The 16,588-nt window shown below is 71.8% G+C and carries 11 protein-coding genes; 5 read left to right on the forward strand and 6 right to left on the reverse strand.

The annotated features are described in order from the left end of the window. Positions 1–139: 139 nt before the first annotated feature. Both B0675_RS00090 and B0675_RS00095 read left to right on the forward strand, forming a co-directional pair. Positions 140–1,285 (forward strand): acyl-CoA dehydrogenase family protein, encoded by a 1,146-nt coding sequence (locus B0675_RS00090; protein ID WP_081216674.1) that lies wholly within the window; start codon positions 140–142, stop codon positions 1,283–1,285. Next, positions 1,285–2,283 (forward strand): acyl-CoA dehydrogenase family protein, encoded by a 999-nt coding sequence (locus B0675_RS00095; RefSeq protein ID WP_081216675.1) that lies wholly within the window; start codon positions 1,285–1,287, stop codon positions 2,281–2,283. The genes B0675_RS00090 and B0675_RS00095 overlap by 1 nt, the downstream gene beginning before the upstream one ends. Here the strand turns inward: B0675_RS00095 and B0675_RS00100 are convergent. From B0675_RS00100 to B0675_RS00110, 3 genes are all read right to left on the reverse strand, one after another. Next, positions 2,258–3,883: a cytochrome bc complex cytochrome b subunit gene (locus B0675_RS00100; protein WP_081216676.1), complete on the reverse strand. Its 1,626-nt coding sequence runs from the start codon at positions 3,881–3,883 to the stop codon at positions 2,258–2,260. The two genes, B0675_RS00095 and B0675_RS00100, sit on opposite strands and share 26 nt — an antisense overlap. A gap of 173 nt (positions 3,884–4,056) precedes the next feature. Next, on the reverse strand, positions 4,057–4,611 hold the full coding sequence (locus tag B0675_RS00105) for a HutD family protein (RefSeq protein WP_081216677.1): 555 nt from the start codon (positions 4,609–4,611) through the stop codon (positions 4,057–4,059). Then, positions 4,608–5,327, reverse strand: a complete 720-nt coding sequence (locus B0675_RS00110) for a VWA domain-containing protein (protein WP_081216678.1) — start codon at positions 5,325–5,327, stop codon at positions 4,608–4,610. The genes B0675_RS00105 and B0675_RS00110 overlap by 4 nt, the downstream gene beginning before the upstream one ends. Before the next feature lie 158 nt (positions 5,328–5,485). Between B0675_RS00110 and B0675_RS00115 the strand changes: the two genes are divergently transcribed. Then, the gene (locus B0675_RS00115; RefSeq protein ID WP_081221499.1) at positions 5,486–6,385 is read left to right on the forward strand and encodes a chitosanase; all 900 of its coding nucleotides are present in this window, start codon (positions 5,486–5,488) and stop codon (positions 6,383–6,385) included. Between the two features lie 182 nt (positions 6,386–6,567). On the opposite strand, the gene B0675_RS00120 is transcribed toward B0675_RS00115, so the two are convergent. From B0675_RS00120 to B0675_RS00130, 3 genes are all read right to left on the reverse strand, one after another. Then, the gene (locus B0675_RS00120; protein ID WP_081216679.1) at positions 6,568–8,028 is read right to left on the reverse strand and encodes a glutamate synthase subunit beta; all 1,461 of its coding nucleotides are present in this window, start codon (positions 8,026–8,028) and stop codon (positions 6,568–6,570) included. Beyond that, a complete protein-coding gene (gene gltB, locus B0675_RS00125; protein WP_081216680.1) occupies positions 8,021–12,613 on the reverse strand; it encodes a glutamate synthase large subunit in 4,593 nt (1,530 codons plus the stop codon). The genes B0675_RS00120 and gltB overlap by 8 nt, the downstream gene beginning before the upstream one ends. A gap of 362 nt (positions 12,614–12,975) precedes the next feature. After that, positions 12,976–13,707, reverse strand: a complete 732-nt coding sequence (locus B0675_RS00130; protein WP_081216681.1) for a VIT1/CCC1 transporter family protein — start codon at positions 13,705–13,707, stop codon at positions 12,976–12,978. Between the two features lie 271 nt (positions 13,708–13,978). Here B0675_RS00130 and B0675_RS00135 point away from each other — a divergent pair, with 271 nt between their 5' ends. Together B0675_RS00135 and B0675_RS00140 are read left to right on the forward strand one after the other, a co-directional pair. Then, positions 13,979–15,130, forward strand: coding sequence for an ADP-ribosylglycohydrolase family protein (locus tag B0675_RS00135; RefSeq protein ID WP_241539654.1), 1,152 nt, complete (start codon positions 13,979–13,981; stop codon positions 15,128–15,130). Next, entirely contained in the window at positions 15,127–16,584 is a 1,458-nt protein-coding gene (locus tag B0675_RS00140) for an ADP-ribosylglycohydrolase family protein (protein WP_241539655.1), read from the forward strand. Before B0675_RS00135 ends, B0675_RS00140 begins: the two co-directional genes overlap by 4 nt. Positions 16,585–16,588: the final 4 nt, after the last annotated feature.

A 16,588-nucleotide genomic window follows, 5' to 3' on the forward strand; every position in this document is an offset into this window, starting at 1 on the left:
CCAAGCTAACCTACCAAACACTTGTTAGGGAAGCGTCCCGTCACCCGGCGAGACCCCGTGACCCCGCCGACGCAGGCACAGCCAGAGTCCCCGTCGCAGTCGCAGTCGCGGTCGCTGCCGCAGCCGAGAGGTGAAGCCGATGGATCTCACCCCCTCCCCCGCCGACGAGGCGTTCCGCGCCGAGGCCCGGACCTGGCTGGGCGCCCATGTCCCGACGGTCCCGCCGCCCTCGCTGGAGACCGAGGAGGGGTTCGCCGCGCACCGCGCCTGGGAGGCCGAACTCGCGGCGGACCGTTGGTCGGTGGTGTCGTGGCCCACGGCCTACGGCGGCCGGGACGCGGACCTGATGCGCTGGCTGGCCTTCGAGGAGGAGTACCACGCGGCGGGTGCGCCGGGCCGGGTCGGGAAGAACGGGATCAGTCTGCTCGCGCCGACCCTCTTCGACCACGGCACCGCGGAGCAGCGGGCGCGGGTGCTGCCGCCGATGGCGACGGGCGAGGTGGTCTGGGCGCAGGCATGGTCCGAGCCCGAGGCCGGTTCCGACCTGGCCTCGCTGGCGTCGCGCGCGGTGCGGGTGGCCGGCGGCTGGCTGCTGAGCGGGCAGAAGACCTGGTCGTCGCGGGCCGCGTTCGCGGACCGCGCGTTCGGCCTGTTCCGCAGCGAGCCCAGCCTGCCGAAACCCCATCAGGGCCTGACGTACCTGATGTTCGACCTGCGCGCGCCCGGCGTCACCGTGCGCCCCATCGGCCGGCTCGACGGGAAACCGGCGTTCGCGGAACTCTTCCTGGACGACGTGTTCGTCCCGGACGAGGACGTGATCGGCGAGCCGGGGCAGGGCTGGCGGGTCGCGATGTCGACGGCGGGCAACGAACGCGGCCTGACGCTGCGTTCACCCGGCCGCTTCCTCGCGGCCGCCGACCGGCTGGTGGCGCTGTGGCGCGACGTCGGCGACCCGGCGGACTCGGCGCTGCGCGACCGGGTGGCGAACGCGGTGATCGGCGCCCGCGCCTACCGGTTGTTCACGTACGCGGGTGCCTCCCGGTTCCTCGACGGGGAGGGCGTCGGTCCGGAGTCGAGCATGAACAAGGTGTTCTGGTCCGAGCTCGACATCGCGCTGCACGAGACGGCCCTCGATCTGCTCGGCGAGGACGGCGAGTTGGCGGACACGGCGTGGTCCGAGGGGTACGTCTTCTCGCTCGCCGGCCCGATCTACGCGGGCACGAACGAGATCCAGCGCGACATCGTCGCCGAGCGGCTGCTCGGCCTTCCGAAGGGGCGCCGCTGATGCGTTTCCTGCTCGACGACGAACAGCGTGCCTTCGCCGCCTCCCTGGACGCGATGCTGTCCGCCGCGGACACCTCGTCGGCGGTGCGGGCCTGGGCCGAGGGCGATCGCGTGCCCGGCTCGGTCCTGTGGTCGCGCCTCGCAGAAGCCGGGGTCTTCGCGCTGGCGGTACCGGAGAAGTACGAAGGTGTCGGCCCCCTCCCTGTCGAACTGGTCGTGGCGTACGTGGAGTTGGGCCGCCACGCGGTTCCGGGGCCGGTGGCGGAGACGGTGGCGGCGGCCGCCCTGCTGGGCGGTCTGGGCGAGCGCGGCGAGTCGGGGCCCGCCGAACGGCTGCTGCCGGGACTGGCCTCGGGCGGGAGTGTCGCCACGCTCGCCATGGACGGCGGGTACGCGCTCGACGCCGACGCGGCGACCGTGCTGCTCGCCGTGGAGGGCGAGAGCCTGTACCGGGCGTCCGGTCACGGTCCGGTGCGCGTGTCCGTGGACCGTGCCCGGCGCCTGGCCCGGCCGGAGGCCGGCGGTGAACTCCTGGCGCGCGGGCCGCAGGTCGCCGGCGCGGTGCGGGAGGCGGTGACGTGGGCCCGGCTCGCGACGGCCGCCCAGGCGCTCGGCGTCGGCCTCGCTCTCCTCGACCGGACCGTCGCGTACGTCGGGCAGCGCACCCAGTTCGGTGTGCCCGTCGGCTCGTTCCAGACCGTCAAGCACCGGCTGGCGGACGCGAAGATCGCCCTGGAGTTCGCCCGCCCCCTGCTGTTCGGAGCCGCCCTGTCGATGACGCCCGCGGACGTGGCCGCCGCCAAGGTCACGGCGGTCGAGGCGGCGTACGCCACGGCCCGGACCGCGTTGCAGCTGCACGGCGCGATCGGCTACACCGCCGAGTGCGACCTGTCGCTCTGGCTCACCAAGGCGCGCGCCCTGCGCACCGCGTGGGGAACCCCGGCCGAGTGCCGGGCGCGGGTGCTGGCCGGTCTCAGTGGTGATCGCCCCCGCTCGTGATCTCCCGGTACTCCTCGGCCGTCGGCTTCGGGACGCGGGCGGAGGGTCCCTGGAGACCGCGCGCCAGCCGGGCCCGCAGCCGCCGGGTGGGGCCGGCCCGGCGGGCCACGCCGTTCGCGTCGACCAGCCTGCCGATCTCGAAGGGCGGTGCCTGCTCGTGCTGGGTGAGGGTGAACCGCTGTGCCGGGGTCAGGGGTTCGTGGACCTCGACGTACTCGCCGTGCGGGAGCCTCTTGATGGTGCCGGACTCCCGTCCGTGCAACACCTTGTCCCGGTCGGCGCGTTGCAGCCCCAGGCAGACGCGCCGCGTGACGACGAAGGCCAGGGCGGGTCCGACGAACACGCCGACGCGGACGAACCAGGTGATCGCGTTGATCGAGAGGTGGAAGTGGGTGGCCCACAGGTCGTTGCCACCGCCGACCAGCAGGATGGCGTACAGCGTCAGCCAGGCGACGCCGAGCGCGGTGCGGGTGGGGACGTTGCGCGGCCGGTCCAGGATGTGGTGCTCGCGCCGGTCGCCGGTGATCCACGCCTCGATGAACGGGTAGACGGCGATGGCGGCCATGATGAGCGGGAACAGCGAGAACGGGATGAAGACACCCAGCTGGAGGGTGTGGCCGAAGGCGTTGATCTCCCATCCCGGCATCACCCGGATCAGTCCCTCGGAGAACCCGAGGTACCAGTCGGGCTGGGCGCCTGTGGTGACCAGGTCGGGACGGTAGGGCCCGAACGCCCACACCGGGTTGACGGTGGCGATCGCACCCATGATCGACAGCACGCCGAAGACCAGGAAGAAGAAGCCGCCGGCCTTCGCCATGTAGACGGGCATGAACGGCATGCCGACGACCGACGTCTGATTCTTTCCGGCCCCCGGGTACTGCGTGTGCTTGTGGTAGAAGACCAGGATCAGATGGGCGACGACCAGCCCGAGCATGATGCCCGGCAGCAGCAGAACGTGGATGGGGAAGAACCGCGGGATGATGTCGTGCCCCGGGAACTCGCCGCCGAACAGGAAGAAGGAGATGTACGTCCCGACGACCGGGATGGACAGGATCGCGCCCTGCGCGAAGCGGACCCCGGTGCCGGAGAGCAGGTCGTCCGGGAGCGAGTAGCCGGTCAGCCCGGTGAGCAGTCCGAGCATCAACAGGGTCCAGCCGAACAACCAGTTGACCTCGCGCGGCTTGCGGAACGCGCCGGTGAAGAACACCCGCATCATGTGCACGAGCATCCCGGCGAGGAAGACCAGCGCCGACCAGTGGTGGATCTGGCGGATCAGGAGTCCGCCGCGCACGTCGAAGCTGATGTCCAGGGTGGACTCGTAGGCCCTGGTCATGATGATGCCGTTCAGCGGCTCGTACGAGCCGTGGTAGACGACCTCCACCCCGCTGGGCTCGAAGAACAGGGTGAGGTAGACGCCCGTGATGATCAGGACGATGAAGCCGTAGAGGCAGACCTCGCCCAGCATGAACGACCAGTGGTCCGGGAAGACCTTGCGCATGTTGGCCTTGGCCAGCGAATAGATCCCGAGCCGGCCGTCGGCCCAGTCCGCCAGCCGCTCGCCCTTGGCCGTCTCGACACGCCGCCCCTCGCGCACACTCATTCGCAGCCCCCTCGGCCCCAGGGTGCCACGCCCTCCCCGCCAAGCCAACGGTGCCTTGCCACTGGGGAGTTGATGCGACCGGAAAGGGCCGAGCGACAGCCCCTCCGGCGATTGAGGAGCGGGCAGCGCCCCCGGGAACGGGACGGGAAGGGGCGGAGGGGGCGAAGAAGCGTCTACGCGTCCACCCGGATCACCGCGACCGGCCCGGCCCCCCGGAGAGTCGCCGGCTGCGCCGACAGCAGGGCGGCGTCGTAGCACCCCAGGGACAGCCCCGCCAGCTCCGCGGAGGAACCGAGTGCCACGACCAGTACGGCCGGCCCCGCCGGGACGGCCACCCCGTCGCCGGGGAGCAGGACCTCGACGCCCGGCGCCACCGAACCACCCCGGTTCCACATGACGTTGAGGTTCACGACGGGCCCTCCGAGCAGCCGGCACCCGGTGGGCAGGCCACCGGGAAAGCCCTGCGGGACGTACCGGGTGTCGACGAGCCTGCGCGCGTCCCCGACCGTCAGGTCCATCCCGGCCCCCTCGACCATGGTGAGGATCCGGTCCACGCCGGCGAAGGCGGAGAAGGGCCCGTCCGCGCGGACGTCGGCGAGGCTGACCCGCCACGCGAAGCCGGACATGTCCGCGCCCTCGGGACGGACGAGGATCTCCCGGGTGACTCCGCCGCCGTTCTTCCAGGGCACGGCGGTCCGCCCGGCGGCGGGCAGGAGCTGGACGCTCATGTGAGGATCCCCTCGGCCCGGGCGGCGGCGAGCCACTGCGGGAACTCCGCGACGAGCCGGTCGTACAGCTCCCCGTCGGTCATCTTCCGCGGGTCCGAACCGGCGTGGAAGAAACCGGCGTTGTCGACGGCCCGTTTCTGCGGGACGGCCAACTCGTCCAGCCTGCGCAGGAATTCGAACTGCCTGCTGGCGGGGTCACCGAACCCTATGAACTGCCAGAACAGCGGGAGCCGGGCCGCCTTGCAGACGTAGCGTTCGGCGGCGAGCTTGTTGATCGGTCCGCCGTCCGTCTGGAAGACGACGAGAGCGGGCTCCTTGGAGCCGCTGTCGAGGTAGTGGTCGATGACCGCGTCCATGGCGAGGTGGTAGCTGGTCTTGCCCATATGGCCCAGCCCGGCCACGATCCGCTCGATCCGTCCGTCGTGGTTGTCGAGGGCGATGTCGGTGACGGCGTCGACGTCGGTGGAGAAGAAGACGACCGGGACGGTGCCGTCGTCGTCGAGGTGGGCGGACAGCCCGAGCACCCGGTCGGCGAGGGCCTGCACACTGCCGTCCTTGTAGTACGGCTTCATCGACCCGGAGTAGTCGACGACCAGGTAGACGGCGGCCCGTTGCCCGCTCAGCCCGTGCTTGGTGAGGGAGACCCCGGCGCTCTTGTACAGGTCGACCAGCGCGGGCGCGGTCTCCTCGACCTTGGTCAGGCTGATTCCGGCCATGCGGGGGCTCCCGTCGTACGAGGGTTGCGGTACGCCGAGGTTACGGCACCGCCCCGGGCCGGGACGGTGCCCACCGGGGCGGGTGCGCGCGTGAACTTCGGGTGCGGCACACCCGTACGCCGTCCCCGCACGCACCGTCCCTGCGTACCCTGTCCGTCATGAAACGTGCGGGTTTCCTGTTATTGGCGGTTGTTCCGGTCCTGGTCACGACAGCGGTGTACTGCGCGCTGCCCGAGCACCCGGCCAGAGCCGATGCAGGGGCGTCCGCACCGGCGTCCCGGCAGGCCACCGGGCGGACCGGAGCGACGGCCGAGCGCGGCGCGGACGACAGGAGGGCCGCCGCCGTGCCGGCGGGGCTCGCGGCCCCCGGCAAGAAGGAGCTGGCCCAGCAGCTGGTGGCCAGTGCCGAGAACTCGACACTCGACTGGCGTGAGGCGTACGCCTATGTCGAGGACATCGGTGACGGCCAGGGGTACACGGCGGGCGTCATCGGCTTCTGCACCGGCACCCACGACCTGCTCACGCTCGTGGAGTCGTACACGAGGAAGCATCCGGACAACGGGCTCGCCCGCTACCTCCCGGCGCTGCGCAGGGTGGACGGGTCGGACTCGCACGAGGGCCTGGACCCGGGTTTCCCGGCGGCGTGGCGCCACGAGGCGACGGTGCCGGCGTTCCGCGCGGCACAGGACGCCGAGCGCGACCGGGTCTACTTCGACCCCGCCGTCCGGCAGGCGCGGCGCGACGGGCTGGGCACCCTCGGCCAGTTCATCTACTACGACGCGATGGTCATGCACGGCCCCGGCACCGGCGACTACGGCTTCTACGGCCTGCGCGACCGTGCGCTGCGCGAGGCGGATCCCCCCTCGAAGGGCGGCGACGAGGAGGCGTACCTCGACACGTTCCTGGACGTGCGCCGCGCGGCGATGCGGTCCCGGGACGCGCACCGCGACACCACCCGCATCGACACGGCCCAGCGCGTCTTCCTGCGCGAGGGGAACCTCGGTCTGGACACGCCGCTGGTGTGGAAGGTGTACGGCGAGACGTACCGGGTGCCGTAGTCCGGCGGCGCCCGCGCGAACACGGCCGCGTGGACCGCCGTTGCGCGGGCATGCGGCGGCGCCTGCCAGGTCGTCCGGTCGGGGACAGGGAGGCAGGCGCCGTCTCGTGTTCCGCACGCCTTTGTGCGGGACGTTCTTGAGTGACCGTCGGGTCACGCGATCGGGGTCACCGATCCGCGGGGTCAGACCATCAGTGAGCGGTCCGTCGGGCGGATCGGGGCGGGCAGGTCGCTCGCTCCGGTGAGGAAGCGGTCGACACCGCGGGCGGCCGAGCGGCCCTCCGCGATGGCCCAGACGATGAGGGACTGGCCGCGGCCAGCGTCACCGGCGACGAACACACCGGGCACGTTGGTCGCGAAGTCGGCGTCGCGGGCGATGTTGCCGCGCTCGTCGAGCTCCAGACCGAACTGGGAGACCACGCCGTTCTCGACGTCGGTGCCGGTGAAGCCCATGGCCAGCGTGACGAGCTGTGCGGGGATCTTGCGCTCCGTGCCCGGCTTCTGGGTCAGCTTCCCGGCGACGAACTCGACCTCGACGAGGTGCAGCCACTGGACGTTGCCGTCCTCGTCGCCCTCGAAGTGGGTGGTGTTGACGGAGTAGACCCGCTCACCGCCCTCCTCGTGCGCGGAGGTGACCTTGTAGAGCATCGGGAACGTGGGCCAGGGCTGGCCCGGGTTCCGCTCCTCGCCCGGCTGCGGCATGATCTCCAGCTGCGTGACCGAGGCCGCGCCCTGGCGGTGGGCGGTGCCCACGCAGTCCGCGCCGGTGTCGCCGCCGCCGATGACCACGACGTGCTTGCCCTCGGCGGTGATGGGGGGCGCCACGAAGTCGCCCTCCTGCACCTTGTTGGACAGCGGGAGGTACTCCATGGCCTGGTGGATGCCGTTCAACTCCCGCCCGGGGGCGGGCAGATCACGGGCGGTGGTCGCACCGGCGGCGATGACCACGGCGTCGTACCGCTTGCGCAGGTCCGTCGCCTTGAGGTCGCGGCCGATCTCGACGCCCGTACGGAAGCGGGTGCCCTCCGCGCGCATCTGCTCGATGCGGCGGTTGATGTGCCGCTTCTCCATCTTGAACTCGGGAATGCCGTAGCGCAGCAGGCCGCCGATGCGGTCGGCACGCTCGTACACGGCGACCGTGTGGCCGGCGCGGGTGAGCTGCTGGGCGGCGGCGAGACCGGCGGGGCCGGACCCGATGACGGCGACCGTCTTGCCGGAGAGGCGCTCCGGGGCCTGGGCCGCGACACTGCCGCTGTCCCACGCCTTGTCGATGATCGAGACCTCGACGTTCTTGATGGTCACGGCGGGCTGGTTGATGCCGAGCACGCACGCCGACTCGCACGGGGCCGGGCACAGGCGGCCCGTGAACTCCGGGAAGTTGTTCGTGGCGTGCAGCCGCTCGGACGCGGCCTGCCAGTCCTCGCGGTACGCGTAGTCGTTCCACTCGGGGATCAGGTTCCCGAGCGGACAGCCGTTGTGGCAGAACGGGATGCCGCAGTCCATGCAGCGCGATGCCTGCTGGGAGATGATCGGGAGCAGCGAGCCCGGAACGTAGACCTCGTTCCAGTCCTTGACGCGCTCCTCGACCGGCCGGGAGGTGGCGACCTCACGGCCGTGGTTCAGAAAGCCCTTGGGATCAGCCATTGGTCGCCGCCTCCATCATCTTCTCGGTGATCGCGGACTCGTCGAGTCCGGCTCGCTCGGCGGCGTCCTTGGCGGCGAGCACTGCCTTGTACGTGCTGGGGATGATCTTGCTGAAGCGCTCCACGGCCACGGGCCATTCGGCGAGCAGCTTCTCGGCGACCGTCGAGCCGGTCTCCTCGGCGTGGCGGCGCACGACGTCGTGCAGCCACTGCCTGTCGGTGTCGTCGAGTTCCTCGACGGCGTCCACGTTGCCGACGTTCACGTTGTCGCGGTCGAGGTCGATCACGTACGCGACGCCGCCGGACATGCCGGCCGCGAAGTTGCGGCCCGTCTCGCCGAGGACGACCGCGTGACCGCCGGTCATGTACTCGCAGCCGTGGTCGCCCACGCCCTCGGAGACCACCGTCGCGCCGGAGTTGCGGACGCAGAAGCGCTCACCGGTGCGGCCGCGCAGGAAGAGCTCGCCGCCCGTCGCGCCGTACGCGATGGTGTTGCCCGCGATGGTCGAGTACTCGGCGAGGTGGTCGGCGCCCCGGTCGGGACGGACGATCACCCGGCCGCCGGAGAGGCCCTTGCCGACGTAGTCGTTGGCGTCGCCCTCCAGGCGGAGCGTGACACCGCGGGGCAGGAAGGCGCCGAAGGACTGGCCCGCGCTGCCGGTGAAGGTGATGTCGACGGTGTCCTCGGGCAGGCCCGCGCCGCCGAACTTCTTCGTCACCTCGTGGCCGAGCATGGTGCCGACCGTGCGGTTGATGTTGCGGATCGCGACCTGGGCGCGGACCGGCTGGGCGTCGGTCGCGGAGTCCGCGGCGAGCGCGTCGGCGGCCAGCTTGATCAGCTCGTTGTCGAGCGCCTTCTCCAGACCGTGGTCCTGCTCGATGACCTGGTGCAGCGCCGCGCCCTCGGGCAGTTCGGGCACGTAGAAGAGCGGGGACAGGTCCAGGCCCTGCGCCTTCCAGTGGGTGACGGCGCGCTCCACGTCGAGGTTCTCGGCGTGGCCGACGGCCTCCTCGATGGTGCGGAAGCCCAGCTCGGCGAGGATCTCGCGGACCTCTTCGGCGATGAACTTGAAGAAGTTGACGATGTACTCGGCCTTGCCGGCGAACCGCTCGCGCAGCACCGGGTTCTGCGTGGCGATGCCGACGGGGCAGGTGTCCAGGTGGCAGACGCGCATCATGACGCAGCCGGAGACGACGAGCGGCGCGGTCGCGAAACCGAACTCCTCGGCGCCGAGCAGCGCGGCGATGACGACGTCGCGGCCGGTCTTGAGCTGGCCGTCGGTCTGCACGACGATGCGGTCGCGCAGGCCGTTGAGCAGCAGGGTCTGCTGGGTCTCGGCGAGGCCGAGCTCCCAGGGGCCGCCCGCGTGCTTGAGGGAGGTGAGCGGCGAGGCGCCCGTTCCGCCGTCGTGGCCGGAGATGAGGACGACGTCCGCGTGGGCCTTGGAGACACCGGCCGCGACCGTGCCGACGCCGACCTCGGAGACCAGCTTCACGTGGATGCGGGCCTGCGGGTTGGCGTTCTTGAGGTCGTGGATCAGCTGAGCCAGGTCCTCGATGGAGTAGATGTCGTGGTGCGGCGGCGGGGAGATCAGACCGACACCCGGGGTGGAGTGACGGGTCTTGGCGACCCACGGGTAGACCTTGTGGCCGGGCAGCTGGCCGCCCTCGCCGGGCTTGGCGCCCTGCGCCATCTTGATCTGGATGTCGTCGGCGTTCACGAGGTACTCGCTGGTCACGCCGAAGCGGCCGGACGCCACCTGCTTGATGCTGGAGCGGCGGGCCGGGTCGTACAGCCGGTCCGCGTCCTCGCCGCCCTCACCGGTGTTGGACTTGCCGCCCAGCTGGTTCATGGCGATGGCGAGGGTCTCGTGCGCCTCCTTGGAGATGGAGCCGTACGACATGGCGCCGGTGGAGAAGCGCTTGACGATCTCGGAGACGGGCTCGACCTCGTCGAGGGGGATCGAGGCGCGGTCCGAGGTGAAGCCGAACAGGCCGCGCAGCGTCATGAGGCGCTCGGACTGCTCGTTCACCCGGTCCGTGTACTTCTTGAAGATCTCGTAGCTGCCGGAGCGCGTCGAGTGCTGGAGGCGGAAGACCGTCTCGGGGTCGAACAGGTGCGGTTCGCCCTCGCGGCGCCACTGGTACTCGCCCCCTATGTCCAGGGCGCGGTGCGCGGGCGCGATGCCGGAGGCCGGGTAGGCCTTGGCGTGCCGCGCGGCGACCTCCTTGGCGATGACGTCGAGACCGGCGCCGCCGATCTTGGTGGTCGTGCCGTTGAAGTACTTCTCGACGAAGGCCTTCTCCAGGCCGACGGCCTCGAAGACCTGGGCGCCGCGGTAGGAGGCGACGGTCGAGATGCCCATCTTGGACATGACCTTCAGGACGCCCTTGCCGAGCGCGTAGATCAGGTTGCGGATGGCCTGTTCGGCCTCGATGCCCTGGAGGAAGGTGCCGGCGCGGACGAGGTCCTCGACGGACTCCATCGCGAGGTACGGGTTGACGGCCGCGGCGCCGAAGCCGATGAGCAGGGCGACGTGGTGGACCTCGCGGACGTCGCCGGCCTCGACCAGCAGGCCCACCTGGGTGCGCTGCTTGGTGCGGATGAGGTGGTGGTGGACGGCCGCGGTGAGCAGCAGGGAGGGGATCGGCGCGTGCTCGGCGTCGGAGTGGCGGTCCGACAGGACGATCAGCCGCGCGCCGTTCTCGATCGCGGCGTCGACCTCGACGCAGATGTCCTCGATCCGGGCGGCGAGCGAGTCGCCGCCGCCGGAGACGCGGTAGAGGCCGGAGAGGGTCGCGGCCTTCATGCCGGGCATGTCGCCGTCGGCGTTGATGTGGATGAGCTTGGCCAGCTCGTCGTTGTCGATCACCGGGAAGGGCAGGGTGACGCTGCGACAGGAGGCGGCCGTCGGTTCGAGGATGTTGCCCTGCGGCCCGAGGGAGGAGCGCAGGGAGGTGACCAGCTCTTCGCGGATCGCGTCCAGCGGCGGGTTGGTGACCTGCGCGAACAGCTGGGTGAAGTAGTCGAAGAGGAGGCGCGGGCGCGCCGAGAGCGCGGCGATCGGCGAGTCGGTGCCCATCGAGCCGATGGGCTCGGCGGCGGCCTTGGCCATCGGCGCGAGGATGATGCGCAGCTCTTCCTCGGTGTAGCCGAAGGTCTGCTGGCGGCGGGTGACCGAGGCGTGGGTGTGCACGATGTGCTCGCGCTCGGGCAGGTCGGAGAGCTCGATCTCGCCGGCTTCCAGCCACTCCGCGTAGGGCAGGTCGTCCGCGAGGCCGGCCTTGATCTCGTCGTCCTCGATGATGCGGTGCTCGGCGGTGTCCACGAGGAACATGCGGCCGGGCTGGAGGCGGCCCTTGCGGACGACCTTGGCGGGGTCGATGTCGAGGACGCCGACCTCGGAGCCGAGGACGACGAGGCCGTCGTCGGTGACCCAGTAGCGGCCGGGGCGCAGACCGTTGCGGTCGAGGACCGCGCCGACCTGGGTGCCGTCGGTGAAGGTGACGCAGGCCGGGCCGTCCCAGGGCTCCATCATCGTGGCGTGGAACTGGTAGAAGGCGCGGCGGGCCGGGTCCATGGAGTCGTGGTTCTCCCACGCCTCCGGGATCATCATGAGCACCGAGTGCGGGAGCGAGCGGCCGCCGAGGTGCAGGAGTTCGAGCACCTCGTCGAAGGAGGCCGAGTCGGAGGCGTCCGGCGTGCAGACGGGGAAGATCCGCTCCAGGCCCTTGTCGCCGAACAGGTCCGAGGCGAGCTGGGACTCGCGGGCCACCATCCAGTTGCGGTTGCCCTTGACCGTGTTGATCTCGCCGTTGTGCGCGACGAAGCGGTACGGGTGGGCGAGCGGCCAGCTCGGGAAGGTGTTGGTGGAGAAGCGGGAGTGCACGAGCGCGATCGCGGAGGCGAAGCGGCGGTCGGACAGGTCCGGGAAGAAGGGTTCCAGCTGGCCGGTGGTCAGCATGCCCTTGTAGACGATGGTCCGCGCGGACAGCGACGGGAAGTAGACACCGGCCTCGCGTTCGGCGCGCTTGCGCAGCACGAACGCGGTGCGGTCGAGGGCGATGCCCTCGCTCGCGTCGTCGCTCACGAAGATCTGGCGGAAGGCGGGCATCGTCGAGCGGGCGGTGGCGCCGAGGAGTCCGGGGGCGACCGGGACCTCGCGCCAGCCGAGGACGGTGAGGCCCTCTTCGGCGGCGATCGTCTCGATCCGTGAGACGGCCTCGTCCGTGCCGTCCTCGGGCAGGAAGGCGATGCCGACCGCGTACGCACCGGCTGCGGGAAGTTCGAAATCGGCCACCTCGCGGAAGAAGGCGTCCGGGACCTGGGACAGGATGCCCGCGCCGTCGCCCGAGTCGGGCTCGGAGCCGGTGGCACCGCGGTGTTCCAGGTTGCGCAGAACGGTGAGCGCCTGCTCGACCAGCGCGTGGCTCGCCTCACCGGTGAGGGTGGCCACGAAGCCGACGCCGCAGGCGTCGTGCTCGTTGCGGGGGTCGTACATACCCTGGGCAGCAGGGCGAGCATCCATGAAGGACCACTTCTGGCCGTTCACGGAGTGCTGGGACGGCTGGCGCGGTGTACGCATCGGCTCTCCCGTCGTCGTCGTGGCATATGACTGATGCCGAGGGACGACGTTGGCCCTCTGCTGGGTGCAAAATTTCGTGCAGGTTACATGATGGAGCGGTTCTCGGGAACCGGATACTTCGTTCCAGCATGCGGACACCGCGGGGGTTGCGGCGGCACCGCGCTCGGCGGTGGAAGATATGGGGCCTCGACGGACAGATCGTTGCTCGTCGGACCTGGTCGCGGCAGGCTTCGTGGCCTGTCACGGGAGTGCTGCGCAGGCGTCATTGCCTGCGGTGCTTACGGCTCATTCCCAGTGGTCAAGTAATCGAAACCGCTGAGTAACAACTACTTATGCAGTCCCTTGCATAAGCGCTCGTCGCGTCATCCTACGGCCGTACCGAACAGGCTGCCCAGGGCGTACGTCACACCGGCCGCGGCACCACCGAGAGCGAACTGCCGCAGCCCGCTGAACCACCAGCTGCGGGCGGTCACCTTGGCGACCACGGCGCCGCACCCGAAGAGGCCGATCATCGCGAGCAGCAGCGCGGGCCACAGGGCGGTCGCGCCGAGCAGGAACGGCAGGACGGGCAGCAGGGCGCCCAGGGCGAACGAGCCGAAGCTGGACACGGCGGCGACGGTCGGGGAGGGCAGGTCGCCCGGGTCTATGCCGAGCTCCTCGCGCGCGTGGATCTCCAGCGCCTGCTCGGGGTCGCGGGAAAGCTGCCGGGCGACCTCGCGGGCCAGCTCGGGCTCGACGCCGCGGCCCTCGTACAGCGCCGCCAGCTCGCGCTCCTCGTCCTTGGGGTGCTTGCGCAGCTCCCGGCGCTCGACCTCCAGCTCCGCCTGGACCAGCTCGCGCTGCGAGGCGACCGAGGTGTACTCGCCGGCGGCCATGGAGAAGGCGCCTGCCGCGAGGCCGGCGAGTCCGGTGATGACGATCGTCTGGTGCGAGACGTTCCCGCCGGCCACGCCGGTCATCAGCGCGAGGTTGGAGACGAGGCCGTCCATCGCGCCGAACACGGCCGGGCGCAGCCATCCGCCGTTGACGTCGCGGTGGGTGTGGTTGTCGCGGTGCGCCTCGTGCAGCGTCGCCTCGGTCTCGATGATCGCCACGGTGGTCCCCCTGAAAACTTGATTGGACGTCTTCCACTTTTCGACAACACCAAAAGTACGCCGTGCCATTCCATCCCGCCAGCAAGGAAAGGCTGCGCTAACCTGGGGCTTTACCCTTTTCCGCTCATCCGTGGCATGACACGCACAGATGTCGACCGGGTGACAGTGGGGCGCGCGAGGCTCTTGTCAACCGCCAAGGTGGGACAGATCCGCAAAGGGTTCCGCGCCCGCACTCCGCGCACCTGCAGGGGCCCTGAGAGGAGAGGCACGTATGGCTTCCATCGCCTGCATTCCCTCGGCCCCGGTTCCCGGGAGCGCCGCCGGTCTCCGCGACCGGGCCCGCGGCGCGCTGCTCGGACTCGCCGTCGGGGATGCGCTGGGCGCCCCCGCCGAGAACATGAAGCCGTCGGAGATCCGTGCCCGGTGGGGCCGGATCACCGGGTACGTCGCCGAGCATCCGGCGGGCACGGACGACACCGAGTACGCGATCTTCTCGGGACTGCTGCTGGCCCGGCACGGGTCGGCGCTCACCGTGGCGCACGTCGAGTCCGCCTGGCACCAGTGGATCGCGGACCTCGACGAGGGCCCGTTCCGCGGGGCCGGATTCAGCGAGCGCGGCACGCTGGAGAACCTCCGCCGGGGGCTCGCGGCACCCATCTCCGCCCAGCACCGGCACGCCTGGAGCGACGGTCTGGCCATGCGCGCGGCCCCCTTCGGGGTCTTCGCGGCCGGGCGGCCCGCCGAGGCCGCGCGGCTCGTGGCGATCGACGGCTCGGTGAGCCACGAGGGCGAGGGCATCTACGGCGGCCAGGCCGTGGCCGCGGGCGTCGCCGCCGCGATGGCCGGCGCCCCCACGATCTCGGTCGTCGCCTCCGCGCTGGCCGTCATCCCGGACGACTCGTGGACGGCCCGTTCGCTGCGCCGCGCGGTGGCGGTGGCCCACCACGGCGAACGGGCGGTGCGCTCCGCGGTGGTGATCGGCGGCTACCCCTGGACCGACCTCGCGCCCGAGGCGGTGGCCCTCGCCTTCGGGGCGTACGCGGCCGCGGACGGCGAGTTCACCGAGTCCGTGCTCACCGCGGTGAACATGGGCCGCGACGCCGACACGACCGCCGCGGTCGCCGGGGCGCTGGCGGGCGCGACCCGGGGTGCGTCGGCGATCCCGGTAGCCTGGGCGTCCGCCATCGGACCGGCCCGCGGCAGCTGCCTCCCCTCCATGGAGGGCCACCACATCCTGGACGTGGCCGAACTCCTGGCCCCGGAGTCCGGGGAGAAGTGGCGGGCCGCTCCGGCCGCCGACCCTCCTGTGGCCCGACCACCCGACGCCTGCGCGCCCCCGGCTCCCCCGGGGGTCCCTCTCCTCGGCACCGGGGCCGGCGTGCGCACCCCTGACGCGGCCTCCGACGGCGAGGTGCGGTCGTGAGCCCCCGCCCGGCCGGGGACATCTCCGGGGAGCACGCGGGCGAGGGAGCGGCGCCGGCGGGGGCCGCGGCCTTCCTGTCGCCGTCCGTCGCGGCGGGCGAGGCGGAGACGCCGACCCTCCTCGCGGGGAACCCTCCGACGGTGGCTCCGGCGGGGGGTGCCGAGCCCGGGACGGTCGGATTCACCGCGGAGACGGTGTCCCCCCTGCGGGCTCCCGAGCCGCCGACGAACGCCGGCGACGCCCGGAACCGGGTGACTCGCCCGGACGAGCTCACCGGCGACGCGCCGGCCGGCCCGGGCACGCCCGGTGAGCCGCTCCGGCGGATCGAGGGGCTGCTGCTCGGGCTGGCCGCCGGTGACGCCGCCGGCTGGCCCGCCGCCCGGCACCGGGCCGCGCGGATGCCGGAGTGGACGCGGCGGCTGACCCGCGAACTGGACACCTTCGCGGAGCAGAACGCCACGACGACCCTGCCCGTGCCGATCGCCCTGAACCAGCCACCGGAGCCGCTGCGGCTCGGCCCGTCGGACGACGCCGAGTGGGCGGCGTTCGCGGCGGAGGCCGTGCTGCGGGCCGGCGAGACCGCGGCCCTCGGCGACATCGGCCACGAGCGCCGGATGCGCGCGTCCATCGACCTGTCCTGGAACGCCGTGGCCAGCGAGGTCGCCGCCGCGGCGGACCGCGCCCCCGAGGTCGAGTCCGCCCTGCTCCCCCTGCGGGCCCGCATCTCGGTACGGGCGGGACTCGGCAACCTCGCCACCGGGCTGCGCCCGCCCGCCACCGGTCACGACAACCCGCACTACTTCGACGACGCCGCCTGCGTACGGGCCTGCGTACTCGCCGTCGCCCATCCGGGAGAGCCCCGACTCGCCGCGGAACTCGCCGAGTTCGACGCCCGCTACACCCAGGACGGCGACGGGGTGCACGGAGCCCGCGCGATGGCGGCCGCCTTGTCCCTCGCGCTCGCCGGGCATCGCGTCGAAGCCTGCGTGGACGCCGCCCTCGCCGAACTCCCGGCCGGTACGGAGATCGGCCGCAACGCCCGGCACGCCCTCGCCCTGGCCGAGGGCAGCGAGAACGCCTTCGCCCTGGTGCCCCTGCTGGAGCACCAGATCGTCGACCACGTCTACAGCTACGGCATCGCGGCGGCCGAGACCGTCCCCGTCGCGCTGGCCCTCGCGATCGCCTCACGCGGCCGGATCGCCGAGGCGGTACCGGCCGCCGCCTGCCTGTCCCGGGTCGCCGACTCGGCCCCGGCCCTCGCCGGGGCGCTCTGCGGGGCGCTCGGCGGGGGCGCGGCCCTCCCCGCCTCCTGGCGCGACGCCTGCCGCACCCTTTCCGGCTGTGCCCTTCCGCGACTGACCGGCACCGATCTGATCGGGCTCGCCGAACTCCTCGAAGCGGCGGGACGCGCCGACCCGCTCGATTCCCCGGAACTGGCCACCCCAGAGGGATGATTCG

The organism is Streptomyces sp. M41(2017), from assembly GCF_002078175.1.
GTDB lineage: Bacteria > Actinomycetota > Actinomycetes > Streptomycetales > Streptomycetaceae > Streptomyces.

What these genes read in the sequence shown, in the direction of transcription:
- B0675_RS00090 (WP_081216674.1), top strand. Translation starts at nt 140, where the DNA reads ATGGATCTCACCCCCTCCCCCGCCGACGAGGCGTTCCGCGCCGAGGCC.
- B0675_RS00095 (WP_081216675.1), top strand. Translation starts at nt 1,285, where the DNA reads ATGCGTTTCCTGCTCGACGACGAACAGCGTGCCTTCGCCGCCTCCCTG.
- B0675_RS00100 (WP_081216676.1), bottom strand. Translation starts at nt 3,883, where the DNA reads ATGAGTGTGCGCGAGGGGCGGCGTGTCGAGACGGCCAAGGGCGAGCGG.
- B0675_RS00105 (WP_081216677.1), bottom strand. Translation starts at nt 4,611, where the DNA reads ATGAGCGTCCAGCTCCTGCCCGCCGCCGGGCGGACCGCCGTGCCCTGG.
- B0675_RS00110 (WP_081216678.1), bottom strand. Translation starts at nt 5,327, where the DNA reads ATGGCCGGAATCAGCCTGACCAAGGTCGAGGAGACCGCGCCCGCGCTG.
- B0675_RS00115 (WP_081221499.1), top strand. Translation starts at nt 5,486, where the DNA reads ATGAAACGTGCGGGTTTCCTGTTATTGGCGGTTGTTCCGGTCCTGGTC.
- B0675_RS00120 (WP_081216679.1), bottom strand. Translation starts at nt 8,028, where the DNA reads ATGGCTGATCCCAAGGGCTTTCTGAACCACGGCCGTGAGGTCGCCACC.
- gltB (WP_081216680.1), bottom strand. Translation starts at nt 12,613, where the DNA reads ATGCGTACACCGCGCCAGCCGTCCCAGCACTCCGTGAACGGCCAGAAG.
- B0675_RS00135 (WP_241539654.1), top strand. Translation starts at nt 13,979, where the DNA reads ATGGCTTCCATCGCCTGCATTCCCTCGGCCCCGGTTCCCGGGAGCGCC.